This is a genomic window from Nocardia sp. NPDC051463, from assembly GCF_040681975.1.
Taxonomy (GTDB): Bacteria; Actinomycetota; Actinomycetes; order Mycobacteriales; family Mycobacteriaceae; genus Nocardia.
The window spans coordinates 59164-83802 of the sequence record NZ_JBFBAB010000008.1; the positions used below are offsets into that span (position 1 = coordinate 59164).

30 protein-coding genes are annotated in these 24639 nt (G+C 62.9%); 13 read left to right on the forward strand and 17 right to left on the reverse strand.

Going from position 1 to position 24639, the window contains the following annotated elements:
- Positions 1-53: 53 nt before the first annotated feature.
- Positions 54-1088, forward strand: a complete 1035-nt coding sequence (gene yhjD, locus AB0M74_RS13660) for an inner membrane protein YhjD (protein WP_364906087.1) — start codon at positions 54-56, stop codon at positions 1086-1088.
- A 15-nt stretch (positions 1089-1103) separates the two neighbouring features.
- Here yhjD and AB0M74_RS13665 read toward each other — a convergent pair whose 3' ends face one another.
- Genes AB0M74_RS13665 through AB0M74_RS13680 form a run of 4 tightly spaced genes read right to left on the reverse strand, consistent with a single transcriptional unit; the run spans position 1104 to position 4211 of the window.
- The gene (locus tag AB0M74_RS13665; protein ID WP_364906089.1) at positions 1104-1802 is read right to left on the reverse strand and encodes an ESX secretion-associated protein EspG; all 699 of its coding nucleotides are present in this window, start codon (positions 1800-1802) and stop codon (positions 1104-1106) included.
- Positions 1799-3205 (reverse strand): hypothetical protein, encoded by a 1407-nt coding sequence (locus tag AB0M74_RS13670; protein ID WP_364906092.1) that lies wholly within the window; start codon positions 3203-3205, stop codon positions 1799-1801. Before AB0M74_RS13670 ends, AB0M74_RS13665 begins: the two co-directional genes overlap by 4 nt.
- Positions 3206-3207: 2 nt before the next feature.
- Positions 3208-3840: a DUF3558 domain-containing protein gene (locus tag AB0M74_RS13675; RefSeq protein WP_364906095.1), complete on the reverse strand. Its 633-nt coding sequence runs from the start codon at positions 3838-3840 to the stop codon at positions 3208-3210.
- Positions 3837-4211 carry a hypothetical protein gene (locus tag AB0M74_RS13680; RefSeq protein ID WP_364906098.1) on the reverse strand — a complete coding sequence of 125 codons (375 nt, stop codon included), beginning with the start codon at positions 4209-4211 and terminating at the stop codon, positions 3837-3839. Before AB0M74_RS13680 ends, AB0M74_RS13675 begins: the two co-directional genes overlap by 4 nt.
- 356 nt (positions 4212-4567) lie before the next feature.
- Between AB0M74_RS13680 and AB0M74_RS13685 the strand changes: the two genes are divergently transcribed.
- A complete protein-coding gene (locus AB0M74_RS13685; protein WP_364906101.1) occupies positions 4568-5449 on the forward strand; it encodes a helix-turn-helix transcriptional regulator in 882 nt (293 codons plus the stop codon).
- The gene (locus tag AB0M74_RS13690; RefSeq protein WP_364906103.1) at positions 5449-5649 is read left to right on the forward strand and encodes a DUF397 domain-containing protein; all 201 of its coding nucleotides are present in this window, start codon (positions 5449-5451) and stop codon (positions 5647-5649) included. Before AB0M74_RS13685 ends, AB0M74_RS13690 begins: the two co-directional genes overlap by 1 nt.
- A gap of 150 nt (positions 5650-5799) precedes the next feature.
- Here AB0M74_RS13690 and AB0M74_RS13695 read toward each other — a convergent pair whose 3' ends face one another.
- The 5 genes from AB0M74_RS13695 to AB0M74_RS13715 all read right to left on the reverse strand — a co-directional run bounded on the left by AB0M74_RS13695 (position 5800) and on the right by AB0M74_RS13715 (position 10589).
- A complete protein-coding gene (locus tag AB0M74_RS13695; RefSeq protein WP_364906106.1) occupies positions 5800-6306 on the reverse strand; it encodes a hypothetical protein in 507 nt (168 codons plus the stop codon).
- The gene (locus tag AB0M74_RS13700; protein WP_364906109.1) at positions 6297-7910 is read right to left on the reverse strand and encodes a hypothetical protein; all 1614 of its coding nucleotides are present in this window, start codon (positions 7908-7910) and stop codon (positions 6297-6299) included. Before AB0M74_RS13700 ends, AB0M74_RS13695 begins: the two co-directional genes overlap by 10 nt.
- Positions 7911-8006: 96 nt before the next feature.
- Positions 8007-8306 (reverse strand): WXG100 family type VII secretion target, encoded by a 300-nt coding sequence (locus tag AB0M74_RS13705; RefSeq protein WP_364906112.1) that lies wholly within the window; start codon positions 8304-8306, stop codon positions 8007-8009.
- On the reverse strand, positions 8303-8635 hold the full coding sequence (locus tag AB0M74_RS13710; RefSeq protein WP_364906114.1) for a WXG100 family type VII secretion target: 333 nt from the start codon (positions 8633-8635) through the stop codon (positions 8303-8305). The genes AB0M74_RS13705 and AB0M74_RS13710 overlap by 4 nt, the downstream gene beginning before the upstream one ends.
- Before the next feature lie 655 nt (positions 8636-9290).
- On the reverse strand, positions 9291-10589 hold the full coding sequence (locus AB0M74_RS13715; RefSeq protein WP_364906116.1) for a D-alanyl-D-alanine carboxypeptidase family protein: 1299 nt from the start codon (positions 10587-10589) through the stop codon (positions 9291-9293).
- Positions 10590-10742: 153 nt separating this feature from the next.
- Between AB0M74_RS13715 and AB0M74_RS13720 the strand changes: the two genes are divergently transcribed.
- Both AB0M74_RS13720 and AB0M74_RS13725 read left to right on the forward strand, forming a co-directional pair.
- Positions 10743-12284 carry an MFS transporter gene (locus tag AB0M74_RS13720; protein ID WP_364906119.1) on the forward strand — a complete coding sequence of 514 codons (1542 nt, stop codon included), beginning with the start codon at positions 10743-10745 and terminating at the stop codon, positions 12282-12284.
- Positions 12274-12897 (forward strand): TetR family transcriptional regulator, encoded by a 624-nt coding sequence (locus AB0M74_RS13725; RefSeq protein WP_364906122.1) that lies wholly within the window; start codon positions 12274-12276, stop codon positions 12895-12897. The genes AB0M74_RS13720 and AB0M74_RS13725 overlap by 11 nt, the downstream gene beginning before the upstream one ends.
- A gap of 9 nt (positions 12898-12906) precedes the next feature.
- Here AB0M74_RS13725 and AB0M74_RS13730 read toward each other — a convergent pair whose 3' ends face one another.
- Both AB0M74_RS13730 and AB0M74_RS13735 read right to left on the reverse strand, forming a co-directional pair.
- Positions 12907-13584, reverse strand: coding sequence for an ester cyclase (locus AB0M74_RS13730; protein ID WP_364906125.1), 678 nt, complete (start codon positions 13582-13584; stop codon positions 12907-12909).
- Positions 13585-13815: 231 nt separating this feature from the next.
- The gene (locus AB0M74_RS13735; RefSeq protein ID WP_364906128.1) at positions 13816-14703 is read right to left on the reverse strand and encodes a phenylalanine 4-monooxygenase; all 888 of its coding nucleotides are present in this window, start codon (positions 14701-14703) and stop codon (positions 13816-13818) included.
- A 260-nt stretch (positions 14704-14963) separates the two neighbouring features.
- Here AB0M74_RS13735 and AB0M74_RS13740 point away from each other — a divergent pair, with 260 nt between their 5' ends.
- Complete coding sequence (locus AB0M74_RS13740) at positions 14964-15170, forward strand: type II toxin-antitoxin system VapB family antitoxin (protein WP_364906130.1); 207 nt, start codon at positions 14964-14966, stop codon at positions 15168-15170.
- Here AB0M74_RS13740 and AB0M74_RS13745 read toward each other — a convergent pair.
- Positions 15167-15322 (reverse strand): hypothetical protein, encoded by a 156-nt coding sequence (locus AB0M74_RS13745; RefSeq protein WP_364906133.1) that lies wholly within the window; start codon positions 15320-15322, stop codon positions 15167-15169. The genes AB0M74_RS13740 and AB0M74_RS13745 overlap by 4 nt on opposite strands.
- 35 nt (positions 15323-15357) lie before the next feature.
- Between AB0M74_RS13745 and radC the strand changes: the two genes are divergently transcribed.
- The 3 genes from radC to AB0M74_RS13760 all read left to right on the forward strand — a co-directional run bounded on the left by radC (position 15358) and on the right by AB0M74_RS13760 (position 17693).
- Positions 15358-16035 carry a DNA repair protein RadC gene (radC, locus tag AB0M74_RS13750; protein ID WP_364906136.1) on the forward strand — a complete coding sequence of 226 codons (678 nt, stop codon included), beginning with the start codon at positions 15358-15360 and terminating at the stop codon, positions 16033-16035.
- 143 nt (positions 16036-16178) lie between these two features.
- A complete protein-coding gene (gene trpB, locus AB0M74_RS13755) occupies positions 16179-17423 on the forward strand; it encodes a tryptophan synthase subunit beta (RefSeq protein WP_364906139.1) in 1245 nt (414 codons plus the stop codon).
- 51 nt (positions 17424-17474) lie between these two features.
- Positions 17475-17693, forward strand: a complete 219-nt coding sequence (locus AB0M74_RS13760) for a hypothetical protein (RefSeq protein WP_364906142.1) — start codon at positions 17475-17477, stop codon at positions 17691-17693.
- 33 nt (positions 17694-17726) lie between these two features.
- Here the strand turns inward: AB0M74_RS13760 and AB0M74_RS13765 are convergent, their stop codons facing one another.
- Complete coding sequence (locus AB0M74_RS13765; protein ID WP_364906145.1) at positions 17727-18305, reverse strand: sigma factor-like helix-turn-helix DNA-binding protein; 579 nt, start codon at positions 18303-18305, stop codon at positions 17727-17729.
- A 24-nt stretch (positions 18306-18329) separates the two neighbouring features.
- Here AB0M74_RS13765 and AB0M74_RS13770 point away from each other — a divergent pair, with 24 nt between their 5' ends.
- Positions 18330-18740: an SRPBCC domain-containing protein gene (locus AB0M74_RS13770; RefSeq protein ID WP_364906148.1), complete on the forward strand. Its 411-nt coding sequence runs from the start codon at positions 18330-18332 to the stop codon at positions 18738-18740.
- Entirely contained in the window at positions 18733-19479 is a 747-nt protein-coding gene (locus AB0M74_RS13775) for an SDR family oxidoreductase (protein ID WP_364906151.1), read from the forward strand. Before AB0M74_RS13770 ends, AB0M74_RS13775 begins: the two co-directional genes overlap by 8 nt.
- Before the next feature lie 205 nt (positions 19480-19684).
- Here the strand turns inward: AB0M74_RS13775 and AB0M74_RS13780 are convergent, their stop codons facing one another.
- From AB0M74_RS13780 to AB0M74_RS13795, 4 genes are all read right to left on the reverse strand, one after another.
- On the reverse strand, positions 19685-20347 hold the full coding sequence (locus AB0M74_RS13780) for a hypothetical protein (RefSeq protein ID WP_364906153.1): 663 nt from the start codon (positions 20345-20347) through the stop codon (positions 19685-19687).
- A 315-nt stretch (positions 20348-20662) separates the two neighbouring features.
- Positions 20663-21118 carry a DUF4231 domain-containing protein gene (locus tag AB0M74_RS13785; RefSeq protein ID WP_364906155.1) on the reverse strand — a complete coding sequence of 152 codons (456 nt, stop codon included), beginning with the start codon at positions 21116-21118 and terminating at the stop codon, positions 20663-20665.
- A gap of 80 nt (positions 21119-21198) precedes the next feature.
- Complete coding sequence (locus AB0M74_RS13790) at positions 21199-22428, reverse strand: toll/interleukin-1 receptor domain-containing protein (RefSeq protein ID WP_364906158.1); 1230 nt, start codon at positions 22426-22428, stop codon at positions 21199-21201.
- A 105-nt stretch (positions 22429-22533) separates the two neighbouring features.
- Positions 22534-22731 (reverse strand): hypothetical protein, encoded by a 198-nt coding sequence (locus AB0M74_RS13795; protein WP_364906161.1) that lies wholly within the window; start codon positions 22729-22731, stop codon positions 22534-22536.
- A gap of 488 nt (positions 22732-23219) precedes the next feature.
- Here AB0M74_RS13795 and AB0M74_RS13800 point away from each other — a divergent pair, with 488 nt between their 5' ends.
- Together AB0M74_RS13800 and AB0M74_RS13805 are read left to right on the forward strand one after the other, a co-directional pair.
- Positions 23220-24248 carry a transcriptional regulator gene (locus tag AB0M74_RS13800; protein ID WP_364906163.1) on the forward strand — a complete coding sequence of 343 codons (1029 nt, stop codon included), beginning with the start codon at positions 23220-23222 and terminating at the stop codon, positions 24246-24248.
- An 8-nt stretch (positions 24249-24256) separates the two neighbouring features.
- Positions 24257-24634 (forward strand): hypothetical protein, encoded by a 378-nt coding sequence (locus tag AB0M74_RS13805; protein ID WP_364906166.1) that lies wholly within the window; start codon positions 24257-24259, stop codon positions 24632-24634.
- Positions 24635-24639 lie beyond the last annotated feature (5 nt).

A 24639-nucleotide genomic window follows, 5' to 3' on the forward strand; every position in this document is an offset into this window, starting at 1 on the left:
GCTCGCAGGTCGGTCGAAAACAACCCGGCGGGGGTCTCTGTAAGGGGCGACTGGTGCAGGTGATCGACAACATCAAGGCGTGGCTCGAGCGGCGGATCCAGCGGCGCCCCTGGCTGGACCATCTGGTCCGAGCGGGTGGGCGGTACCAGCAGCAGCGGGGTGACTACTACGCGGCTGGAATCACGTATTTCACTGTGCTGTCACTGTTTCCGCTGCTGATGGTCGCCTTCGCGGTTGCCGGGTTTGTGCTGTCCAGCCAGCCCGAGCTGCTTACCGAACTCCAGGACAAGATCGTGGAGAACATGCCGGGCTCGCTCGGCACTCAGCTCAACGATCTGATCGATAAGGCCGTCCGCTCCAGGGGTACCGTCGGCACCGTCGGTCTACTCGCCGGTGTCTATACCGGTCTCGGCTGGATGGCCAACCTGCGCGCGGCGCTCACCGAGCAGTGGGATCAGAAGAGTCCCGAAGGCAATTGGTTCCTGACCAAGCTGTCGGACCTAGGCGCGCTGATCGGGCTCGGTCTCGCGTTCGTGGTGTCGCTCGGCCTGTCCGCGCTCAGCTCCAGCACCCTCGGTGCGCGGCTGCTGATCAGCCTCGGCCTGTCCCAACTGCCCGGCGCGCGCCTGCTGTTGATACTGGCGTCGATCCTGCTCGGATTCCTGGCGTCCTGGGCAGTCTTCGCCTGGATCATCGCGCGGCTGCCACGGGAACCGGTCACGCTGCGCAGTGCGGCCCGAGCGGCGGCCATTGCCGCCGTGGTCTTCGAGGTCTTCAAGTACGTCGCGTCCATCTACCTGCACATCGTGCTGAACAGCCCCGCGGGTGCCGCCTTCGGTTCGGTCATCGGTCTGATGGTTTTCAGCTACATCACCTATCGGATCATCCTGTTCGCCACGGCATGGGCGGCGACCGCGTCGGACAACCTGCGCGAAGCCGAGATCGCCGCGCCCGCACCCGCGGTGATCGCACCGCGGATGGTAGGGCCGGGCTCGTCGATGAGCACTGTCGCTGCTTCTTTCGGTGCCGGTGCCCTTGCCGCCCTCGCCCTGTCGGAACTGCGCAGGGCGAAGAGCCGAACCCGGTGATCGTTACCGACCGGCCTACGTCAGTCGGGTGATTTCGCCGGCCATCGTGGCTCGATCGCAGGGCATGATCTGAAAGTCGTTGAACTGGCGGCGGTAGAGGTAGCGGCCGTCGCCGTCGATGTCGAACCAGTTCAGGTATTCCGGTGAGGACGGTCGCCCACCACGCAGGTCGCGGCGGGATTCCAGGGTTCCGGAACCGGATCGGCGGGCACGCAGCAGGCGATGGATGCGATCGGACGCGGTTTCCTTTGTGCCGTTCCAGGATTCGAGGCTGTCGCGCAGATGTTCGATGTCCTCGGCGATGGCCGGGTGCCGCCCGGGCGACACGTTGCCGAGGACCATGGTCAACACCTTGGGCACTATCGCCACCGTACCGACTTCGATGACGACATTGCCACCGAAATCGGGTGTGGGACCGGGACGTTGAACCAACGTCACACCGATGTCGGTATCGATCGCGCCGTATACCCGTATCGGCCGGGCCCGGGTTCCGGTGAGCGCCAACGATGTTTCGGGATCAGCCGCCACCCGCAACACGGCCGATAGGTCCGGGTCGCCGTGCGGCGGGAGACGTTGGTCGAGTTGGCGGGTGAGCTGTTCGTGTTCGTCTTCCCACCGCGTCGACGCGATCAGGCGCAGCGGGAACGGATACCGGTCCGTTCCCGTCTCCCGCCAGATATGCATGAACTCGTCAGGCGTGAACTCCCACATCATTGGTAGCGGTCTTCGATGCTCGAGCGCTGCGTCGGACTCTGCCGGGCTGCGGGCGCGTCATCGCCGATCGTCGGCGGCACCAGCCGCTGGGGTGCGCCGAATAGTTCTTCTTCATGATTTCCGACTAGGTAATCGGGGGTTTTACGAGCCGACTCGGAGTCGTCTTGCTTTTTCCCCGCACCACCCGCCGGCATGCCGGACATGCCGGGCCGCCCGGCCGACCCCGCGCGATTGGCCGCGGAAGCCGTTGTCGCGGAGGAACTTCCAGCGGTCGGTAGGCCGCTGATGCTGCGTCCTGGGCTCGGAGTGCCGATCCCACCGGGCGCGAGTGGGCCGGGTTTGGATGGGCCGCCACCTCCGGGTGGGGATGTGCCGGGGCCACCGGGTGGGGACGTGCCGGGGCCACTCGGCTGCCCCGAACCGAGCGCTCCCGCGTCGGGAACGCTCGCCGCGGCGGGCACGGTACTGGCACTGGGGGTGGTGGGGGTCTGCGCCGATTGCTGCTCAGCGCCCGAATTCTGGCCGGACCCGGCGGGTTCCACCGAGGTCGGGGGCTCCGACTTCGGTTGATCGCCCGGGTTGCCGCCACCGCTGCCATTACCGCCACCGCTGCCATTACCGCCGCCGCTGCCATTGCCATTGCCGGGATCGCCGCCGCCTCCACCGTCACCCGGCAGCGCGACGGGCACGAAGGTCGGGACTCCGGTCCCGGCAGGCCCATAGGACGGTTTGTAGCTGTTGTTCATGGTGTCGATCGCCGTGCGGTAAAGCGCCTCCACACCACGTTGATAGGCAACCTCAGAGCTGTCTCCGTCACCTACCAGTCCCGCACCCACCGCGGAGATGATCACCTGCGCCGGGTCCAGCGTGGTCGGTGAGCCCGCCTGCCCTTGCGCCGCGCTCGGCGGCGGCACCGACATCTTGACGACCTCGGCGGCGTGCGCGACTCCCTTTACCCGGTGCCCGCAGGTGCTGATCACCTGCTGGACGTCGCTGGCCTGCTGATAGAACTTCTGCGCGGCGGCGACAGCCGCGTCGGCCATCTGTCCCTCCACACCGTCGGCCAGGGCCTTCTGGATCGCGATATGCATGCCGAGCAGGCCGCCGCTCAGCGTGTCGGCGATGCTGATCCATGTATCGGCCTGCTGATGCATGACACCCGGACTCATCTGCGTGACGTTGCGGTAGATCTCCTCGTGCGTGTGTCCCTCGAACTGTTCCATCCGGGCGATATACGCCGGATCGGCACCGTTGTCGGACACCGACTGCTGAGCCCCCTCCGCACCCTGCTGTTGGGCGCGCGACCGCGAACTCGGCTGGGCGACATCGGGTTTGGCGCCTGCGCCGAAGGTGCTCAGTGCCGCCGGATTGTCGTTGATGTTGATGTAGACAGGTCCGGTCATGGTTAGTTGTCCTTGCCGATTTCCGGCTCGATGGCGGTGGCGACGTCCTGTATGCCGGCGCAAGGGTCGGTGCCACGGGCTGCCCGGTCGGTGAGATCGACTGCGATCTGTACGAAGCCCACCTTGGTTCGCACGTCGATCTGGCAGCCACGCCGAACTTCTGGGTCACGGACGAGCAGGGCCTCGCGGCCGTTGACGGTGGTCGGCTCGCTGTAGGTGCCTACCTTTGCGAGGTTTTCGGCCCAGGTTGCGTTTCCGGAGTCCACGGCTAGGTCTCGAAGTGGTGCCGAAAAATTGCAGGTCAAAAAGCTGTACTCGGCGATCAGATCTCTACCGCGCTTCCGGGAGGTGGGATCGAATCCGGCCCGCTGGATGGTCTCGTCGCTGATCCACGTGCATGGATCGAAGACGATCTTGGGGCGCGCCGTGCTGGAGGTGTATTTGTTGTCCTGCGGTGGCGGTTGGAGCTTCGAATCCGTGAGCGTCGGTCGAGGTGACTGTGTGGCAGCGGATGACGTGTTTGCCTGACCTGGGTTGGCAGGGGGTACCACGTCGTTGTCAGGTGAGCAGCTCACCGCTAGCGGGGTGACTGTCATAATTAGCAGTGCCAGCACAGAATTGCGGATTCCGGTCATGACGACTGCACCCCCGAGGCAGCGGCGTTCATCGCGCGTGCGTTCATAGCGTCGGCTTCCTCCACCAGTTGACCGGCTCGCAGGTAGGCCGCCGACATCTTCAGGGCTGCTTCTTTCATTCCGTTGAGCGCTTCCGTCGTCTTTACCGCCTTGCCTGAAAATCCAGCCTCCAGCTGTTGAGCCGAGTCGAATCCTCCGAAGCCGTCGTGCCGGTGCAAGCTCCGCGACACGACGATCTGCGGATCCAGGGTTGTCTCGATAAGTCGGGTGTAGACCTCCGCACACCGTCGGGCGGCGTCGGCATCCATCCGGAATGTTCCCCCGACGGCCTGCTGGTAAAGCGCGTTCGCCGCCGACTGCCCCACTTCCATCGTCTGGCCCTCCCTTGGCATGTGCCCGCTCACTTTACTGGACGCATGAGGGCGGGAATCGGTTCCGTTGGGACGCTGGGGTCGGTTCGACCGGGATCGGTCCTGGGGTTTGGCGCTTGTCACGGCTCAATGCATCGAGTCCCACCCGGTCTGTGTACAGGGGCCGGGTTCGTAGCGGATCGGACCGGCGCGTCGAACGGGCGGGTGCCGGTGCCCAACTGTGGTGCGGAATAGCTGTGGAATGCAATTCTTCCTGGGGTTATGTGCTGATTGCATGAGAATTCGCAGTGTTGCCGCCCCGGGAGATTGCGACGTGGTCTGCTGGTGCGAGCGATGAAACCTGATGGGAGGCGGGCATGTCGGAGGACGGATCGACCCTGGCGCGGCGACAGCTGGGGAAGTATCTGCGCAATGGGCGCGAGGAGCGCGGGCTCACGCTTCAGCAGGCGGCCGATTTGATCGAGCGCAGTGCCAGCACGCTGCAACGTATCGAGAAGGGTGTGGTGTCGCGTCTGCGCGGTGCCGACCTCGAGGCGCTGAGCAAGATCTACGAGTTCGATGCGAACCACGCAGCGGCGATGAACGGCCTTGCGGCACAGGCAAACGAGCAGAGTTGGTGGCGTGAGTACGGAGACGTGATTCCGAACGGCTTCCATATCTACGCGGGTCTGGAAGCCGCGGCGTGCAAGCTGACGACCTATGAGCCCGAATTCGTGCCGGGCTTGCTACAGACTTCCGCATATGCCAGTGGGGTGATCCGTGCCGCTTATCCCGAGGATGGTGCCGAGGAGCATGCACGTCGTGTTCATTTTCGTATGAGGCGGCAGGCTCGTATCACTCGGAAATACCAGCCAGCATCGCTTGACGTCATCGTGCGCGAGTCGGTACTCAGGGGTGTGGTCGGCGGTCCCCGGATCATGGCCACCCAGCTGAAGCATTTGTCGGACATGGGAACTCGGCCCAACGTCAGTGTGCGGATACTGCCGTTCAGTGTTGGGTTCCCGTTGGGAGAGCAGATCGGGCCTTTTGTTGTCCTCGAGTTCGGTGCCGACCGGACCGGGAGGGAGATCGAACCGCCGGTCGTCTATTCGGAATCCTACCTGGGCGAGTTGTATCTCTCGAAACCTCATATCGTTCGCAAATACCATCAGGCGTACCGTTGCCTTCAGCGAAGCTCTCTGGACACTATAGCCAGTCGAAATCTGTTGCGGCAGGTGGCAAAGGAGTACGAGTCCTGATGGATGAACGATCAAATATGTTGTGGTTCAAGAGCAGTCGCAGCGACGGCTCCAGGAACTGCGTCGAAGTCGCCTTCCTTCCGAACAGCCTTGTCGGCATGCGTGATTCGAAGAATCCCACCGGCCCGGCGCTGACGTTCACCGCCACCGAGTGGTCGGCCTTCACGAGCGCGGCAACGCGCGGCGAGTTCGAGAGGTGACAGTACTGTTTGTGCCCTGCTCAGGTTGATGGCCTAAGCAGTGGCCCGAGCGGTGCTTGATCGTGGACCGTGGCAGGACCTGTCGCCAGGTGCGAGTATTTCCTGTTGGCCTGGCATTTTCAGGCCCGGGGTCAAGCAACTTCGAGAACCTTATCCGTCGCCGCAGCTGACATGGATGGTGAAAACGCTTGCGGATCCATCTTTCATGCGAGCTGTCTGCTCATCCGTCAATGTCCATGTAGTACCTCGGTTGTCGAGTATTTTGTCGACGGAAACATGGCAATTATTCGGAGCCTCGCCGTAGGCAACCCACTCCTCGATGGGAAGAATTGCCGTGCGCGGAGGCTGGGGAGTGCTGTTCGACTGCTTGACGGAGCGTGGCACTCGAAGCTGCAATTCCGGCCCGGTGATGATCTTCTTCACGTCATCCACCGGCGGCCCCACAAAGATTGCCTCAGCCCATGGGACTACATCGGTATCTGCATTCTGTTCCATTTTTGTGAATCCAGGTACTCGAATCTGATTCAGGTAGCGTTCGGCGTCGTTGGGTCGAGTCAGCCACGCCACGATCGCCCAGCCGATGACTCCGATCACGAGGACCCCTGCCGCAACCTTCACGGCATCCTTGGAAGGTTTCCGCAGCCAGCTTATTTGCATGTGTACATCCCGCTGAGTAGCTGCTGCGTCTTGTCCAGGGCTGTGTTGGTCATCCTGACGTATCCCTGCACTACTGGGCCGAGATCTCCGGCCTCGAGATATGCTTTCATGTTGCCCTCGGAGTTGTACCCGGCAGCCAGGAACTGGTCATGTGTGTACTTCTCCTTCAATTCGTCCGGGGCGGTGGAAGTCCATTTAATGTCAATGCGCTTCAGGTTGTAGGTCGCGGCCATGATCGCAAGATCTGGATCTTTCTTCAGGTCGGACCATTCCTTGCCTGCGAACTCGACTGGAAATTGCTTCTTGACGGCATTGAAGGTGTCTTCCTTCATGTTTGTCAGTCCCAACGAATTTGGGCGAATGAAATTCCCACCCTCCCGGACGAAGACGTCATACGCATAACTCATTTCGTTTTCGATGAACGAATCGGACCGATATCCACCTTCGTTGTACACGATCGCCATGACAAGCCGTGGATCGATACCGGCGGCGTTCCCATACTTTACCGCTGACCCGACCCATGACCGCACACGTGGATCAAGTTTTTCCATCTCGCTTTCCCAATTCGGGTTCAAGGTGCATTTGACGGGCTCGGTCGAATAGGAATCCAGTCGTACGATGGCATCGTCACGTAGCCCGGCTATTTCGGTGAGTCGCGTCTTGATGCGTAGGCCGTCCATGCCCTCGAAGGTAGCTTTGTTCAGTAGGTCGAACAGCGGATGGGAGCTGATGACATCCTTGTATACGGCTGCGGCCGTGAGGATTTCGCCATCGGATGCTTGGCTTTGGGGCATGACGTCGACTCCGGTGGAGCGGACGGTGGCTTTCGCGCCCAGGTCAGGAAACGCTCGCGGTGTCGCGTTGATGATCTGAGTGCGCAGATCAGCGAGGGTGTCGTGATGGTTGGTGGTGGCGGTGACCAAGCCTGCCACAGCGGCGGCTATTGCGCTGGCTCCTATCTTCAACGCCCCGAGTAGATCGCGGGCCTCGGGCACATCCGGTGCCTGGACGGTGTCGAACAATGCCGCGAGCGTGTTCAGCTTCGTGTTGGCCTCGGCGACGGCGGGGTACCTGGCGAAGGCGCGCCAGCCCGAGGCGGCACGGTTCAATGTCTCGGTGTCGCCGTCGGGGATTTCCACGTGCAGAGCCGTCAATGTCGACAGCAACAATGCTTTGTCCGGCCACAGGGTGAATCGTGATTCGCTGGAGTTGGAGGTGGCTGGGTCGGGTATCGGTGGGATTCCGTTCGGGCTGAACGGCTCTGACGCCGCAGCGGTCGGCTTGGCCGGTTCTGGTCCCTTATCGGGATCCCGGTTGGCGTTGTAGTTCGCGATTTGCCAGTTGTGTCCCGCTAGGTTGAGCACGTCTGCGAGTTGCTGTGCCGCAGCGGCATACGCGGTGATGGTGGCGATCAGGTCGGCGGTGTGTTGTTTGTAAGCCGTGTTCCACGTGGCCACCGCGGGGTAGTGACCGCCCATGCCGAACGTGTCCTTCAGTCCCGGTGTCATGACCTGAGTTACGGCAAAGCTGATATCCGTCGTCAGGTCGAACAGCCCTTTCGCCGCGTTGTAGTAAGCGTTGGGGTCTAGCTTGATCGGGGCCACTGGAGTCTCGGCTTCCTACATCGGTGGCGTGCGCGGAATGCGCTGGTCGCGCCGGGTGTGTGAGCCGCAGGCTCCCCGGGGATAAATGCGTGCGTGCTACCTGCCGCGCAGCATGTTCAGGTTCAACGTTGCTGCTTCGGTGTAATGACCGTGGGCACGTTTGGCGGCGTCGCTCATTTCGGCCACCCCCTCGGCGTACTCCTGTGCGCCGGTCGCCCACTCGCGGTGAGCGTCGGCGTAGGCCGCGGCGGCGAGGCCATCCCAACTGCCGGTATGCAGGTCAGCGACTTTGTGGTCGAGTTCCGCGAGGTGATCGCGCAGGAACCCGGCCAGCCCGGACAGCCTGGCGACGAGCTGATCGAGATGGTCGAGGTCGACGTGGAATTCGTCGGTCATAGGTTCAGGCTCGACGTTCGCGAAGCGGCTGCGGTGTCCTGGGCCTGGTAGTTCTCGGCGGTGACTCCGAGCTTCTCCGCCATGACCGTCAACGCCTCGACGATCTTGCCTCCGCCGTCACGGGATTCTCGCCACCCTTCGGCGAAAGCTGCTGCCGCGGTGCCGCTCCAGCCGCTCGAGGTCAACTCGTCGACCTCGGTTCCAGCTGAATCCAGTGCTGATCGAAGCGTCTGCGTCAGGCTGTAGACGTAGCGTCCAACGGCACGAACCTCGTCGGGTACGACGGAAAAATTTTGATCGTGATCCGGAGTCCCCCCACTGCCACTCATGCGACCGATTCTATCGGGGCGTCGATGCTGAGGCCACGGCCAAGCGACGGACCGCTGGAAGTTGTCCCTCGAACTTTGCTCCGCTCACGACCAAGAACTTGTCCACGTTGGGTACAGCAGGGTGTCGGGCAGGTCGTCATATGCGGGGGAGGGTGGGACGGTCAGCGAGACCAGGATCCCCGGCCGCCGTACGCACCCCGCATGCATCACATCAACGTCGGACGCGGTTCTTCGACGGCGCGCGAAGGAGGTGGTTTTCGGCAAACGTACATCTACACGCATGCCCCCGAAATATTCGGCCTGACCTGACCCGTGATGGCGGCGACCACCTCCTGGTCGCGTACGCCGAAGCAGTCTGTCCGACCGGTACTCATGCTATCGATCGGCTCGAACTGCGTATCCCCGCGAGCGGTGAGTGCAACTCGGTGCTGTCTGCGTATTTCCTCTGCGACGTGAGACACGGTCTTGGACACGCCGCGGCTGGTTGACGTCGTCAGAACTGCGCAAGCTGCACGTCGCTGGCCCGCATCGCAGCAGATCGTCGAATCGATGGAACCAAGATCGTTGTTCGCGCGTCGAAACGAACGAACAAGAAAATACCGATCTGATCCGCTGCTACTGGTGCCCAGAGGGGTGGCACCAGTACCGGCATCGGTCAGTATCGCGACCTGTTCCTGCGGCGGGCGCCGAGGAGCAGGGCAACTACGAGCACGATGCCGCCGACCACCAGCAGGCTTCTGGTACCCGCACGATCGCTGTCCTCGGCGCTGGCCTGTACCTCCTGATCGGTGTCCTTCGGCGGTGGGGACGCCAGCACCGCGCCGGTTTTCGACGGTGTGGCACTGCGGTCGGGGAGTAGCCCGACGTCGGCGCCCTTGGGGAGGGCGAAGCCGTAGTCGAGCAGGCGGGCGGCCTGGAGGAAGGGACGCACCGGCTTGACATCGGCCTTGAGCAGCGTCACCGCGAGTCTGCGGCCGTCGCGTTCGGCGGCGGCGACGAAGGTCTGCCTGGCGTCGTCGGTGAAGCCGGTCTTGCCGCCGATCGCGCCCTCGTATTCGTACAGCAGGTGGTTGTCGTTGCCGATGGGAAAGCCGGGGTGGTCCTTGTCGTCGGGGTACTCCGGGTTCTTGGGGTAGCCGGGGAAGTCGACCTGCTCGGTGTGGATGAGCTCCGCGAACAGCGGGATCGACATGGCCTCACGGAACAGCACCGTCAGGTCGTACGCGGAGGTGCTCATACCGGGTCCGTCGAGGCCGGACGGGCTCGCGGCGCGGGTGTCCAAGGCGTGCAAGGACTTTGCCAACTCGTTCATTTGTGCCACCGCGCCCGCGTCCCCGCCGAGCTGAGCCGCGATCGCGTGCGCGGCATCATTGCCGGACGCCATGATCAGCGCCTGCATCAGTTGCCGGTTGGTGTAGCGGCCCCCGGGGCCGATGCCGACCTTGGTGCCGTCGACATTGGCGTCTTCCTGAGTGCCGGTGACCACCGTGTTCAGATCGAGCTTGCGCAGCGCCACCGTCGCGAGCAGCACCTTGATGGTGCTGGCCGGGCGGTAGCGGCCGTGTGGATCCTTGGCGGCGAGCACCTCGCCGGTGTCCAGATCCGAGACCAGCCAGGCCGTCGCCGAAATATCTTGCGGAACCGGTGGCGCGCTCTTGGGGATCACCACACCGCATTCGCCCATTCGCGCGCCGCCGAGCGGAGGGGAGGGCACAGGCAAGGCCGCGGGTGTCGGCTCGCCGGGCGAGGGCACCTCCGACTCGTCGATCGGTGCGGGCGGTCTGACCTTCTGCGGGCAGCCGTCGGTGTTCGGGGTGCTGAACGGCGCCGTTGTCGTGGTACTCGGCGGTGTCGCGGGCGCCGGAGCCGCGGTGGCGCCCCCGATCGCGGCCGCAGTGGTCAGTGCGGCGCCGAGGCACAGCGCGGCGCGGAGGCGAAAGTCCCGAATGCTCATCGGCAGAGAGCCTAATGGGCGTAGCCGGGCTCGGTTCGGCTATGACTCGCCGGACCACGCGGGGTGTGTCAGCAGGACGCTTCAAGTATTGACAGACACTAGTAAATGAGAGTTACTATCAAAAAGATGTAACTACCATTAATTGGAGCGCTCATGAATACGGACTCGACCCGCCGCTGGCTGGCGCTCGGTGCGCTGGCGGTCGCCATGCTGACCATCGGCCTCGATATGACGGTGCTGACCGTCGCGCTACCCACCCTGGCTGTAGACCTGAATGCGAATAACGGTGCGCTGCAATGGTTCAGCACCTCCTACACGCTGGCGCTCGCCGCGGTGATGCTGCCGGCAGGCGCGCTCGGGGATCGGTACGGCCGCAAGAAGATCTTGCTCGCGGCGCTGGTTCTGTTCGGGGTGGCCTCGCTGGCCTGCGCGTTCGCCGCGACCGCCGGTCAGCTCATCGCGGCACGGGTGGTGCTCGGTGTCGCGGCGGCGGCCATGATGCCGCTGTCGCTGGCTGTGCTGCCGGTGCTGTTCGCGAGCCCGGTCGAGCGGGCGCGGGCCACGAATATCTGGATCACCTCGACGGCATTGGGGTTGCCACTCGGTCCGATCCTGGGCGGCTGGCTGATCGACAACTTCTGGTGGGGCTCGGTCTTCCTGATCAATGTCCCGATGGTCGTGCTCGGCGCGGTCGCGGTTGCGGGTCTCGTTCCGGAGTCACGCAATCCCGATCTGCGCCCGCTGGATCTGCCGGGCACGGTGTTGTCCGTGGTCGGAATGCTCGGTGTGACCTACGGATTCATTCGCCTGGGCGACGAGGGCTGGGGCAACGGGCTCGGCTGGGGCGCGCTGATCGCCGGTGCGATTGTCCTCATGCTGTTCCTCGGGTGGCAGCGCCGGACGGCCTTCCCACTGATCGATCTCGGCCTGTTCGCCAGCCGTGGCTTCCGCTGGGGCGCGGTGTTCGCCGTCCTCATCACCTTCGGTCTGTTCGGCCTGTTCTTCACCGTGCCGCAGTACTACCAGGCCGTGCTCGGCACCGACGCGCTCGGCAGCGGATTGCGATTGCTCCCCATGATCGGCGGCTTGCTGGTCGGATCGCGGCTCGGTGACCGGCTGCTGCCGAAGCTCGGTGCGCGGCTGATGGTGGCGGCCGGCCTGGTGGCGCTCGCACTCGGCCTCGGTCTCGGCGCGCTGACCTCGATCGGCACTGAGTACTGGTTCACCGCCGTCTGGATCGGTCTGGTCGGCGCGGGCATGGGGCTAGGTCTGCCGGTGAGCATGGCGGTTGCCATGGACGACCTCGAGGTGGCCCGCGCGGGCATGGGCTCGGCACTGTTGCAAGCGTTGCGCCAAGCGGCGGGCACGATCGCGGTGGCGCTGCTGGGCACGGTGCTGGCCACCGTCTACCGCAGCGAACTCGGCGACTTGAACGTCGACCCGATCAACGACAGCGTGAATTCCGGTGTTGCCGTGGCGAAGTCGACCGGTGAAGCGGGCATGCTCGAACACGTGCAGTCGGCATTTGTCAGTGGAATGGGAGCGATGCTGTGGGTGTGCGCGGCCATCAGTGCCGTCGCGGTCGCGCTGGCACTCTGGGTGCTGCCGCGTCGATCGGCGGCGGTCGGAGCCGATGAGGCGGTGCCTGCGGTGTTCGCCGACGTCGATGCGCCAGAATCGACACATGTCGGTTGAACTGCCCGGTGACGGGCCCGCTGTGCCTGGCCTGCGGGAGCGGAAGAAGGAACGGACCCGCCGGACGATTCGTGTCGAAGCGTTCCGGTTGTTCCGTGAGCAGGGCTACGGCGAGACCACGATCGAGCAGATCGCCGCGGCGGCCGAGGTCTCGCCGAGCACCTTCTTTCGCTATTTCCCGACCAAGGACCAGTTGGTGCTCGCCGACGATCTCGATCCACTGATGATCGAGGCGCTGCGAGCGCAACCGCTGGACATTCCGCCGCTGACCGCCTTCCGCAACGCGGCCGCCGAGGTCTTCTCGAATCTGCCCGAGGCCGAGGTGGCATTCGAACAAGAGCGGCAGGCGCTGCTCTATCACGTGCCCGAATTGCGTTCGGCCATCGGAGCCGAGTTCGAGCGCAGTATCGAGTTGATGGCGGGCATGTTGGCCGAGCGGATGGGCAGGGATCCGATGGACTTCGAAGTGCGGGTGGCGACGGGTGCGATCGCGGGCGCCGCATTGGCGATCGGGACCGCCTCCCCCCTCAACGCCGAGAACATCACTCGCGCACTGGATTTCCTCGAGGCAGGGCTGCCGCTCGGCAAGGATCAGCCGACCGGGCGGCCCTGACGTGCCTGCCTAGGAGGACTTCGTCACCGGGCAGCCGTGGGCCAGCGGGCCGAGCAGTTTGTTGTTGTCGTAGAAGTGCTCCAGCTCGAGGATGCGCAGATCGTCGGCGACCCTGGCGATGGTCACGCCGAACATCTCGATCTGTTCGCCGGTCGGCTGGTGGTCTTTGTACGCGCCGTCGTACTTGCCCCAGTGGCGCCAGCGGAAGGTGACGGCGGGCGGGCCCGCCAGCACTTCGAGGACCTCCCAGAAGAAGCCGTTGGGGAAGGCGGTGTGGAAGGTGTGGTGCGAGGACTCGAAAGTCTCGGTATCCACCTCGTAGTACGGGTTGTCGCCGATGAGGATGTTGTAGCTGCCGATCCGGGCGAACTCCTCGGCGTTCTGCCATGGGCCGCCGTTCACCCGGCCACGGTAGTGCGCTGCCACCAGCGAAACCCATGTCGCCGGATCCTTCTTGTGCGAGACCTCCATCTCGAACACCCGCACCAGGTCCTCGACGATGGCCTCCAGTGAGCCCGCCTCGTGGTGGGTGGTGCGCTCGCGCGGCACGATCTGGTTGGTCAGGTGATAGTCCGGCGGCGCGCCGCGCCAGTCTTGCGCGGGCGTCGCCGCGACCACGGCGTCGCGGCCCTGGAGCCACAGTGGTGTATCTGCATGTGGTGTGGAATCTGTTGTATCAAAGGACATTTCGGCTTCCCGCCCCTTTCGAGCGTGCGATCGACGCGTCGAAGGTAACAGCCGCTCGGTCGGTTGTCTCGACATGTTTCGGGGCGTGCGACGGTCATGGGCGGTGATGCGTGGCGATGGCCAGGGGCGATGGCGCCTCTTGTGGAATGTCACAGTTTCATCAGTGGAAACCGTTGGGGGTGAATGCTTTCCATGCATCGACGGGTTCGGGACCGACTTGGGTCGGCTGATTCACCGGGAGTGGGCTGCGGCTCGCAACGGAGTGTCGTCGTCCATGGTGGCGAAGAAGCCGCCGATCACATCCTCGATCTCGGACACCGATTCGGCGCAGTACAGGACCGGCTGATAGTGGGTGATGTCGTAGGTCGCGGTGCCCATCGCGACCACGTCGAGCGGGCGTAGATCCGCGTGGCGGAACTCTTCGATCTCGCCGTAGGACGACAGCAGTCCGGCTCCGTAGCACCGGACTTCGCCGTGCTCGCGGACCACGCCGAACTCCATCGAGAACCAGAAGACATCGGCGAGGAACTTCAACGCGGTGTCGGTGCCGAGCCGGGCGACGGCCGCGCCGACCGTCTCGTAGATCGCGGCGAAACGCGGGCTGGCGATCTGGTTGGCGTGACCGATGATCTCATGGATGGCGTCCGGCTCCGGGGTGTACAACGGCGCCGAGTGGTGTCGAATGTATTGAGTGGAGTGGAAGGTGCGATCGGCGAAGGAACCGAAGAACTCGCGCAGCGGCACCAGCCCTGCGGCCGGGGCGTAGCGGAAACCGGTCAGCGGGGTCAGTGCGGCGGAGACCTCGTCGAGTTGGGGGATGTGGTCCTGCGGCAGGCCGAGCCGAGCCGAGGCCTCCAGGACTTCCGCGCAGGCGTACTTCTGGTGCTTGCGGGCCAGTTCGACCGAGACGATGCGCCACACTTCCTGTTCTTCTGCGGTGTAGTCGACCCGAGGCACCGGCTTGCCCGGTGTGTAGTCCAGTGCCTGCGCGGCGATCGCATTCCGGCGTACCCGGTAGTCCGGGTCGTGTACGCCGGGGTGCTCATCGCTCAGGTGCACCGTCACCTCGCCCGCGCCGCTGCGGGTCACGGGCGAGTACAGCTGAGCCTCGGTGAACATGTCTCCAGGCAAGCACTGTGGGGGCCCGCCGACAACAAAAGCCCATCCAGGTGCGCAAATTGCCTAGCTGGAAGGGTTTTTGGCCGCTCTTCCCGGCGCTGATGGCGGCGTCGGGAGGTCTTTCTGATCAGTAGTGATCGCAGCCGCAATTGCATATGCACGCACGGGCCTGCGGGCTGCCGCCCCGGATGACTAAGTGCGATTCACCGGACATGATCATCCTTTATGACGCAAGATGGCGAATGTACGAAGGAGGACGCATGAGAACCGTGCGGATCGATCTCGACCAGAAGTTGTTGGCCGCGGCCGCCTCGATCATGGGCACCTCATCCAGCAACGCCACCATCAACGAGGCCCTGCGCCGAATTGTGGTGCACGAGCGACAGCTTCACCATCTGGAGCGGCTGGCTGCGGGTGTGTTGTCCGCTCTGCCGGGACCGGAAGTCGTCACTGTGGCCGACGGCTAGCCCGCACCCATGCGGCCGGAGTAGCGGTCCGCACAGGAAGTAGACGTCCGGCCGGTGTGGCCGGGCGGTACCGGATCGATCAGACAGTGACTGTCCTCCCCGAATTCCGGCAGGCTATCGGCAGTGGGCAACATGTCGGTGCGCACTGGCATGATCCGAGGATCGCACCGCATTCGAGGGGGATCTGATGTCGGTACCCATTGCCAACCTGCCATGTGGTCAACGACCACGCGAGCGGCTGCTTGCGCTCGGTCCGCACGCCCTCAGCGACGGTGAACTGCTCGCGTTGCTGCTTCGGCAGGGTCGGCGCGGTGAGAGTGCGCTGGAAATGGCCATCGATCTGCTCGCCGAATACGGCGGACTGATCGGTCTGGCCGGGGCGCGCCCCGAGGAACTGTCCCGGCGCACCGGAGTGGGTGTGGCGAAAGCCGCTACGGTGATCGCCGCTTTCCATCTCGGCGCGCGAACGCGCAACAGCCCTGAGGTCGTATGCCGCTTGGACGGCGCCGCGGATGTCGTCCGGGTCGCGGGGCCGCTGTTTGCGGGCGCCCGAGTCGAACGGCTCCTCGTGCTGGTCTGCGATGTCCAGAATCGATTGCGGCAGAAGGTATTCGTCGCGGAGGGCGCCATCGACCAGGTGGCGGTGCCGGTCCGCGAAATCCTCAATACCGTGCTGCGCCACGACGGTCGCGCTTTTGCCCTCGTGCACAATCACCCCTCCGGCGACCCGACCCCGAGCTTCGACGACCGGCGTGCCACGACGTTGCTCACCGAAGCCGCCGCGACTGTCGGTTTGCGATTTCTGGTGCACGTGGTGATCGCGGGGGAGCGGTGGGCGAGCGTTCCAGCGCTCACTCGCAGTTGAGGGCTTCCCAGCCACGGTAAACCGGTCGGTTGCTCAGCTGAGAGATCACGGCTAGACCGAGTGTTTACCAGGCCGTTGCCGACCGCTCGCCTCAGTAGCACAAACTCGGTGCCGGATCCTCGACAGCGAAAGCGTTGGTGCTGATGACTATTGACCATTGCACGGCACGAAACGACTATCGGCATGGGGTATTTCCGGACGATCACGGTCGGTTCGGCGAATTCGGCGGCAGGTACGTTCCGGAAGGTCTGATGGCCGCGCTGCTGGAATTGGACGAGGCATACAGTCTTGCCCGTATCGATCCCGGCTTCATCGACACCCTCGCGGCCTTGCTGCGCGAGCGGGTCGGCCGCCCGACGTTGTTCCACCAGGTGCCGCGATTCGCCGAATCGCTTGCGGTGCCGGGGCTGCGGGTCTATCTGAAGCGCGAAGACATGGCACACACCGGCGCCCACAAGATCAACAATGCGCTGGGGCAGGTACTGCTGGCCACCCGGATGGGCAAGAGTCGGATCATCGCCGAGACCGGTGCGGGCCAGCACGGTGTCGCGGTCGCGACGGTGTGTTCGATGCTCGGCCTGACCTGCGTGATCTACATGGGCGCCGACGATATGAGACGCCAGGCATCCAATGTGGTGCGGATGAACATGCTCGGCGCCGAGGTGCGCGCGGTGCACACCGGCAGCCGCAGGCTCAAAGAAGCGATCAGCGAATCGGTCCGCGACTGGGTGGCGAACCTGGAGACCACCTACTACCTGTTCGGTACGGCGGCGGGTCCCGCGCCGTACCCGAAGATCGTGCGCGATTTCCAAACGGTGATCGGAATCGAGGCCAGGGCTCAGATCTTGAAATCGGAAGGGCGACTACCCGACTACGTCATGGCCTGCGTCGGCGGCGGCAGCAACGCCATCGGCCTGTTCCACTCGTTCGCCGATGATCCGCAGGTCGGGCTGATCGGCGTCGAGGCCGCAGGTCGGGGCATCGAGACCGGGGACCACGCGGCCAGTCTCAGTGCCGGCAGTCCCGGCGAAATGGACGGCGCCTACAGCTATCTGCTCCAGGACGACGACGGTCAGATCAGCCGAACCCACAGCATCGCGGCGGGCCTCGACTACCCGGGCGTCGGCCCCGAACTCAGCTACCTCAAGGACACCGGCCGCGTCACCTACCAGGCCGCGAGCGACACCGCCGCCCTGCGCGGCATGCAGGCCCTCAGTCGCAAGGAAGGCATCATCCCGGCTCTCGAATCCGCCCACGCCATCGGATATCTGATGGAGATGGCCGAGAACCGTGACTTGCCCGCGGACTCGGTCGTCGTGGTCGGTTTATCGGGACGTGGTGACAAAGACCTGGCCATCGCGGCACAGCGATGGGGTATCGGCGCCTGACGCTGACAAGCCGTACTCCACCACCCATCGCTTGCGGTGTTGCATGGCCAGGTGGACGACATCTCCTTCGACCGGTCTCACCATCCGGCGCCGGATCCGTTGGCGGTTGCCGCTTTTCGGGTCGGCGCCGATGGGGTGGCGGTCGCGGTACGTAACGCGCTGGCCGACGGGGTTGCTGTCCTCATCGGCCGGCTGACAACCAGCGGCATGCGACGGTCGCTGGGCGCGGCTCGTTTGCGTTCTGGGGCTGTGTCTTTCGCAGGCAGGTGACGCGTAATCTTGCTCGGCCTCTGGTGAAGTGCATCAGTCGGGGAGCGATCGCGGCAGCCCGAATCGTGAGAGCACACTGTTGTCGAATCGGGTGATGGCGCAGATCCGGTCGCCGGTAAGGGTGAGGACGATGACGCCGGTCGCACGGCGGATGCCATCGGGAGCACGGAGGTAGGCCCCGAACGCAGGCTGACCATTCGCCCGTGTCGGTACGAAATCATAGGTCCGGCCCTGGCCGATCATGCTTGCGTAGAAGCGGGCCACGACGTCGCGGCCGTGGTACTCGAGGGGGATCGGCGGCATGGAGACGCGGACATCGGTCGTGAGCAGTGCGACAAGCGCTTCGATATCGCCGGCCTGATAGGCGCTGACGAATTTTGCCGCGAGTGCTTGCTCCGCAGCCGAGTGGGGGGCCGGCGCCGGATCCTCCCGCGGCAGCCGTTGCTGAAGGCCCACGCGGGCTCGTTTGAGGAGGCTGTTGGCCGAACCGACGGTCACGTCGAGCATGTCGGCTACCTCGTCGGCGTGGTATCCGAGCACCTCTCGCAAGATGAGGACGGCACGCTGCCGAGCGGGCAGGATCTGTAGCGCGGTCACGAAGGCCAGAGACATCCCCGAGATTACACAACCACCTTCATGGTGGATCGAACGCCGGACGAAGTGTTCACTGCGATCAACAACGTTCGTGGTTGGTGGTCGGGGGAAATCGAAGGCGGCACAAGTGAACTCGGTGATGAGTTCACCTATCGCTATCAAGATTTCCACTTGTCCAGGCAGCGGGTAGCGGAATCGGTCCCCGGCGAGCGGGTTGTATGGCTTGTCGTCGAAGGCGGTCCCCATTTTGTCGAAGACCGAACCGAGTGGAAGGGGACGTCGATTCGTTTCGAGCTGTCGGAAAAGGACGCGGGGACCGAGGTTCGCTTTACGCACCTCGGTTTGGTCCCGGAGTACGAATGCTTCGATGCCTGTTCGGACGCGTGGGGCTCCTATATCAACGGGAGCTTGCGCAGTCTGATCACCGGGAATGGGCGGCCCAGCGATGAGTGATCCTTCGGGCAGGACCACACTGGTAGTCGGCGCCGGTCGCGGCCTGGGGCGAGGGATCGCCGAAGCATTCGCCGAAGCCGGTGCTCCCGTGATCGCCGTTGCCAGGACCGGCGCCGAACTCGCCACGTTGGCCGCGACCAATGCCGGCATTCGGACCGAAATCGCGGATGCGACCGACACGACGGCGGCGTGGACCTTGCTGGATCGATACGAGCCGGAGGTCCTCATCCTGGTCGCGGGCGCCAATCCGGTCATGCGTCCGCTCCAGCACCAGACGTGGGAAACCTTCTCCGTGAACTGGCATTCCGACGTCAAGATCGCGTTCACCTGGCTTCGGGAGGCACTGCTGAAGCCGCTACCGCCTGGCAGCAGGGTGGTGGTGGTGAGCAGCGGGGCGGCAATCAATGGATCACCTGCCAGCGGTGGCTACGCCGGTGCCAAGGCCACGCAGCGATTCATCGCGGAGTACGCACAAGATGAATCGCGCCGTGCCGGCCTGGACATCACCGTGACGACGATCCTGCCCAGGATGACTCCACACGGAGACGTCGGCAGACGAGGCGTTCGAGCTTACGCGGCCCGCAGCGGCCGCACCGAGGAGGAATTCCTGAAGGCATCGGGCGACCTGTTGACCGCCGAGACAACCGGATCCGCCCTGGTGGAACTGGTCCGGGCCGCGCCCGCGACCAGTGCCCCCGAGTATTTGCTCGCCGGCACCGGGCTGCAGCGGCTGCCGTGAGCACCGTCGCGGGACCGATCACCCGTCGGTTGCGCCGCCCGAATCCCGGTGCCCGCTGTTGAGCGCGGCCTGCTTACCGGAACGACGAAGGCCGACTTCTGCTTTCGGCGCAGGCGCGTTCATAGACTGGACGCGGTTCGGCGGTCAGCCTCGCACGCATCGAAACCGTGGCAGCGCAGCAGCTATGAGCGGCTGATCGCACCGCTCATGTCGATCGACCTCGAGCTGGGTAACCGGCCACGATCGAAGCAACGACCGCAGCGGACCATAGAATCCGATGATGTCGTTCGTATTGGCGGTTGTCACCAACCTCGTTGCCAATGTTGCCTTTTGGCTCCTTCTGGGTTTCGGCTTCCTCGCCGGTGGGCGCACCATCGAGCGGCGGCTCGTCCGGTTCTTCGGGCTCAGGAATGGGCGGCGTGTTCAGGTGTATCTCTCCAACGCCGCAGAACCCCGGCCCGATGGCAGGCCTCGTCTCGCGCTGGCGTTCCACGAGTTCCAGGCCGCAGAAAGTGTCAACAAACTCTTCGGTACCGCCCCTTTGTGACTTCCCGAACTCGTGCGGGGACTGGTCGATGGGATCTGGCTGCGCCGCAGGGTGCGCTACCAAGTCGACGTCAGCCGATCGGCCACTGATGGTGGGCAGTTGGCGGACAGTTGCGTCGTTGTCGGTAGCAGTGTGCGCAACTCCATCCGCAAGCACAGCGTCGATCGTCAACTGGTCAAGGCCACGCTGGATGCCGAGCATCGGCCAGGAGGACCCTGGTACACAGCCGGTGACGAAATAACCGTCTCGGTACAGCTCGATGGTGACAATGTGCAACATGTCTACGCACGCAAAAACGTGGCCATTATCGAGAAGATACATCAGAGCAGCACGGATGCCGCAAACTTCTTCTGCGTTGGTGTGCGCGGCGATTCGTCATTGGCCGCCGTCGAGCATCTGGTGCGCAACTGGAAGCGCCTCGCCGCCGAATTCGGCGACACGGACTTCGTGATCGTCCTCGGAATCCCTTGGGAACAGGCTACTTCACCGAATGTCCGGAGCCGGCTCGGATTGCGACGATACGAACATCGGTGCCTGTCCGGTAAGGCGACCGCGAGGACATCGTGTCCAATGTTGCCGGATAGGCGAAGGCCGCCTCGATCTTTCGATGAGGCGGCCTTGTTATGGATCAATCGGTCACCGGTAGCCGTCGTGTTCCTTGAGGTTCTCCCGCTCTGCCCCAGCGATCTTCAACCACGCGCCCATTTCCCGCTGTTCAATGGCGGTTACGGCCTTGGCGAGTAGTTGATCACGGCTGCTGGCGACGTTGTAAGGTTCAGCGCCAGTGCGGTAGAGGCGGCGCTCGGCCTCTACCGCTTCACGGGCTTGGTTGAACCGCAAATAGTCCTCGTGCCAGTGAAAGGCTGAACGAAGCCCAGTGATGACTACGACCGCCGCACCAAGCGTCGCGGGGACCGCCGTGTTGCCTTCTAGTAGAACGGCTGACAGCGGGATGGTTGCGGACCCTACTAGCTGCAGAATCTCGGTCAGACGGTGATAGCGTCGAGCCTTCAGTGCAGCTTGCCGGTACCACTCATACGAGCCTTCGGCCAACTCGAGGACATACTGCGCCCCACAAGACGCCTCGCTCAAAGTGCCCTTCCTTCGCTTAATGCCCAGTTAATGTAGATATTGACGGCGTTTCCCGCAGCTTCGATAGTGTCGATATTGAATCATTCCTCAGGTGCTGCCGCCTTGAGTCCCGATATCCAGTTATCAAGCACGGTTTGAGTATCTTCGAGCATCCGCATACCGTCCGATATTCTTTTAGTTGGTGTGCGCATGTCTCGACTCACATTTCCGGCATCGCGAAGTACGGTCGAAAGCTCACCTGTATTATCTAGCGCCTGCTGCATTGTGTCACGCATGCCCTGAATTTGATTTGATAACCCAACGGCGAAATGTCGCTCTTCTTCGGCGGACATTTGAGCTAGCTGAATGAGTGCATTGAAACCTGGATCCATCGATATGGCCAGGCCTTGGTAGGTCTTTGCGCTCTCGTAGAATTTATGCGTCGGATGGTCCAGGCGTTCTGCGGCCTTCTTGATTGCTGTAATTCTTGATGCGATCTTGGCTGATTGATTCGCCTTATCCAGATCTGGCTTCGATGCAGCCATTGCCTCCTCGATCTCAGATAGTGCGGAAGTCATCGACTCGATGGCTTGTGACCACTGCGGCATCGTCTCCTCTATGTCTACGATTACTTCCAGGAGGCCGGGTTCATCCGCTCTGTCGCCCATTCCAGCTTTGTCTGACGCTGGCTTCGTAGCGTTGACATCGACTGTGAACTCAGGCTTTTTGTCGACCAAATCGGCAATATCTTTAAATCGGGCGGCGAGCTTGTGTATCGCCTTCTTGTAGGTACTTGAACCCTCGCTTTCCAATCGCACTTCGGTCCAATTTTCGAATTGTATTCTACTTACGATAGACACAACTTCATCATCTGAATCAACATTGATGTCTATTGGTGCATAGAGGATGGGTAGCAGGAGCTCATCAAGCTTGGAGAATGTCGACTTGCTCCAAAAGAAAATAAATTCATCTCGACAAGCCTGACTCGAAAGATAGCTAGGAGTGATTATTGGAATGAAGAAAGTTGTGCCATGAATTGAGTTATCAATCTTTTGCTGCCACTCGTCACCCCATTGAATACTGTGTCGATCGAAAAACAGATCCAGCGGTGCTCCTGTAAGGATTCTGAATGCATTGGAAACTTGATCGGCCAGGCGACGGATGTGGCCGTCGGTTGCTTCATCGTCGACGTGTGCATAGCTCCAGAATCCGCTTGGTGTAAGGGTCACGCCATCATGATGCAGGACGGGAGCAATATTTGGATGATATTGAGAGATGCGCTTCTGGCAAGCGGCTAGCAAACGTAACTGGTCAATCGCCTCTTCTTTCACTGCGGCATGCGTGCGCTATGGGTCGAGCGTCCCTTTCTAGTAAAGGTTGTACGGTTTGTATTTGGCAAACCGTCTTTCTCGTTTGCCTGCGCCTGCTGTACTCAGCTATTCCGTCAACCTGTGAAGTGTTTCTGTGCCAAGTTCGACCAGGCTCTGGAGGGATGCAACATCGAGGTGGAGCTCGAACGTGTCGTGATCGCCGAAGATCAGGGTTGCGCCTTCGTCTTCCGGGGCGGCGAGGAGTCGTATCGGGCAGCGACTATCGATGGATGCCCATGCTCCTATCTTCAGTTCCTCGAACATAGTTGTGCCCTTCGTGCGATTTCTGCTGGATCGGATGGTTGTGATGAGATCTGATTCAACGGTCGCAGTGGGAAGGCGCCGAAAGTAGTGACATCCGGGGCATTCTGGGGGTCTGTTGGGGGTATGCTGCGGGCACTTGACCGGTCTCAGGGGTGGTGCCGATGTGTGTGCAGCTGCAGTGGACCGGGTTGGAGGTGCGCGCGCTTCGCGATGCGCTGCGGGAGACTCGGGTTGGCTTTTGCCAGCTTGCCGGTATTCCGTTCGATACGCTTCGGAAGTGGGAGCGTCGTGGTTCGACGCTCACGCTTCGGGCGCACCATGCTGCGATAATGGACACGCTCCTGGTGCGGGCCCACAAGGATCAGCTGGCCAGGTTTCAGCTCCGGTGCGCTGAGCTGCGGGGAACATCCTGTCGGGATCAAGGAGCCAATCAACCGCCTAGGCTCGATGTCGATGAGCCTCCCGACAGGTGCGACCCTCGGTACTTCATGGAGATCGATGACATGAATCGGCGTGAGCTGCTTCGGCTGCTATCCCTGTCCAGCGCGGTCGTGGCGACCCCAATCGATTGGGACCGTGTCGCGGCAGTCGATGGTGGTGTCGGCCGCGTCGATCTCAAGGCGGTCAATGAGTACGCCGTTGTCAATCAATTACTGTGGCAAAACTATTCGTCGGCACCGACCAAGTCGGCGGTCTTTCCCGCAGTTCGCGAGCATCTGGGTGAGCTCGTAGACGGCTTTGGCCGTTCCGCTGGCGAGATTGTTCATCGGAGACTGTGTGAGCTAACGGCCGAGATTTTGCAGATAGTCGGTGAGATTCTGTTCGATGGTGATCGCTATGCCGATGCGGCCCACTGCTACACGGTGGCGGCGGCGCTGAGTAAAGAAGCTGTCGCGTGGGATCTTTGGGCATGTGCCTTGACACGACATGCGTATGTCAGCATTCACGACGATCACTCCCCGGCAGCGGTTCCACTGCTTGTGGCGGCGCGGAAACTTGCTGATCGCGGTGATGGTGTTCTGGCCACACGCTATTGGGTGGATGCGGTACACGCGCAGGCACTGGCCGGGCTCGGTGAAGGCGACGGGTGGGAGCGTGCTGCTGACTCCGCTCAGGGCGTTCTATCGATGAGCCATCTGAATTCCAACGGGTGGTTGAGGTTCGATGGGTCACGTCTCGCAGAGGATCGGGCTACCTGCCTCGTCCAACTCGGACAAGCATGGCAAGCTGAACAGGTACTGACCGGCGTTCTGGATGAGCAGCACTCGTCCCGCCGCCGGGCAAGCGTACTTGTCGACCTGGCTGCTGTCGGTGCCTTGAATCGTGATCCGATTCAAGTGGTGATGTATGGCGATGCTGCACTCGACATCGCGCGACAAACCCGCTCTGGGTATGTCGGTCGGAGGTTGGAAGGGCTGCGTCGCCAACTCGGTCCACTTTGCGGCGACCGGCACGTGCGGCATCTCGATGATCAAATTGCCACACTGGCGACGAATCACGCTGATCAAACAACCTGAGGAGAGCTGTGCAGCAATCTGATCGTGGACGCATCTTTCGGCAGGCATGGATCGACGGGGTGAATTCTCACTACCCAGGCGAGCCGAAACCCGCGTACGTCGCGCCATGGGATGACATACCGGAGTGGGAACAGGTCAGTGCCGCTGCCGTTTACGACCAGGTGGCCGAGTTTGTCGAGTCAAGCAGCGGCAATACGAGCAAGCTGAGCCGAGAGCAGAAGGGCAGATGGCTTGCAGTGTGCTGGATCGGTCAGATCTATAAGCACATTCCGGACCCGAAGCCTGCCTATGTCGCGGACTGGGAGCAGTTGCCGGAGTGGCAACGGGAAACGGATGCGGACATCTTCGAGGCGATTGAGCGGTCGGTGACCAAAGCGGCCCGCTGACCGGA

Excerpts from the sequence above, each read along its gene's own strand:
- AB0M74_RS13745 (WP_364906133.1), bottom strand. The coding sequence starts at position 15,322 with ATGCCAGTGCGCACCGACATGTTGCCCACTGCCGATAGCCTGCCGGAA.
- AB0M74_RS13675 (WP_364906095.1), bottom strand. The coding sequence starts at position 3,840 with ATGACCGGAATCCGCAATTCTGTGCTGGCACTGCTAATTATGACAGTC.
- AB0M74_RS13705 (WP_364906112.1), bottom strand. The coding sequence starts at position 8,306 with ATGACCGACGAATTCCACGTCGACCTCGACCATCTCGATCAGCTCGTC.
- AB0M74_RS13735 (WP_364906128.1), bottom strand. The coding sequence starts at position 14,703 with ATGTTCACCGAGGCTCAGCTGTACTCGCCCGTGACCCGCAGCGGCGCG.
- AB0M74_RS13715 (WP_364906116.1), bottom strand. The coding sequence starts at position 10,589 with ATGAGCATTCGGGACTTTCGCCTCCGCGCCGCGCTGTGCCTCGGCGCC.
- AB0M74_RS13680 (WP_364906098.1), bottom strand. The coding sequence starts at position 4,211 with ATGGAAGTGGGGCAGTCGGCGGCGAACGCGCTTTACCAGCAGGCCGTC.
- trpB (WP_364906139.1), top strand. The coding sequence starts at position 16,179 with ATGACTATTGACCATTGCACGGCACGAAACGACTATCGGCATGGGGTA.
- AB0M74_RS13775 (WP_364906151.1), top strand. The coding sequence starts at position 18,733 with ATGAGTGATCCTTCGGGCAGGACCACACTGGTAGTCGGCGCCGGTCGC.
- AB0M74_RS13690 (WP_364906103.1), top strand. The coding sequence starts at position 5,449 with ATGGATGAACGATCAAATATGTTGTGGTTCAAGAGCAGTCGCAGCGAC.
- AB0M74_RS13780 (WP_364906153.1), bottom strand. The coding sequence starts at position 20,347 with ATGTATCTTCTCGATAATGGCCACGTTTTTGCGTGCGTAGACATGTTG.
- AB0M74_RS13725 (WP_364906122.1), top strand. The coding sequence starts at position 12,274 with ATGTCGGTTGAACTGCCCGGTGACGGGCCCGCTGTGCCTGGCCTGCGG.
- AB0M74_RS13665 (WP_364906089.1), bottom strand. The coding sequence starts at position 1,802 with ATGATGTGGGAGTTCACGCCTGACGAGTTCATGCATATCTGGCGGGAG.
- AB0M74_RS13740 (WP_364906130.1), top strand. The coding sequence starts at position 14,964 with ATGAGAACCGTGCGGATCGATCTCGACCAGAAGTTGTTGGCCGCGGCC.
- AB0M74_RS13765 (WP_364906145.1), bottom strand. The coding sequence starts at position 18,305 with ATGTCTCTGGCCTTCGTGACCGCGCTACAGATCCTGCCCGCTCGGCAG.
- AB0M74_RS13670 (WP_364906092.1), bottom strand. The coding sequence starts at position 3,205 with ATGACCGGACCTGTCTACATCAACATCAACGACAATCCGGCGGCACTG.
- radC (WP_364906136.1), top strand. The coding sequence starts at position 15,358 with ATGTCGGTACCCATTGCCAACCTGCCATGTGGTCAACGACCACGCGAG.
- AB0M74_RS13795 (WP_364906161.1), bottom strand. The coding sequence starts at position 22,731 with ATGTTCGAGGAACTGAAGATAGGAGCATGGGCATCCATCGATAGTCGC.
- AB0M74_RS13770 (WP_364906148.1), top strand. The coding sequence starts at position 18,330 with ATGGTGGATCGAACGCCGGACGAAGTGTTCACTGCGATCAACAACGTT.
- AB0M74_RS13710 (WP_364906114.1), bottom strand. The coding sequence starts at position 8,635 with ATGAGTGGCAGTGGGGGGACTCCGGATCACGATCAAAATTTTTCCGTC.
- AB0M74_RS13730 (WP_364906125.1), bottom strand. The coding sequence starts at position 13,584 with ATGTCCTTTGATACAACAGATTCCACACCACATGCAGATACACCACTG.
- AB0M74_RS13685 (WP_364906101.1), top strand. The coding sequence starts at position 4,568 with ATGTCGGAGGACGGATCGACCCTGGCGCGGCGACAGCTGGGGAAGTAT.
- AB0M74_RS13800 (WP_364906163.1), top strand. The coding sequence starts at position 23,220 with ATGGAGATCGATGACATGAATCGGCGTGAGCTGCTTCGGCTGCTATCC.
- AB0M74_RS13695 (WP_364906106.1), bottom strand. The coding sequence starts at position 6,306 with ATGCAAATAAGCTGGCTGCGGAAACCTTCCAAGGATGCCGTGAAGGTT.
- AB0M74_RS13720 (WP_364906119.1), top strand. The coding sequence starts at position 10,743 with ATGAATACGGACTCGACCCGCCGCTGGCTGGCGCTCGGTGCGCTGGCG.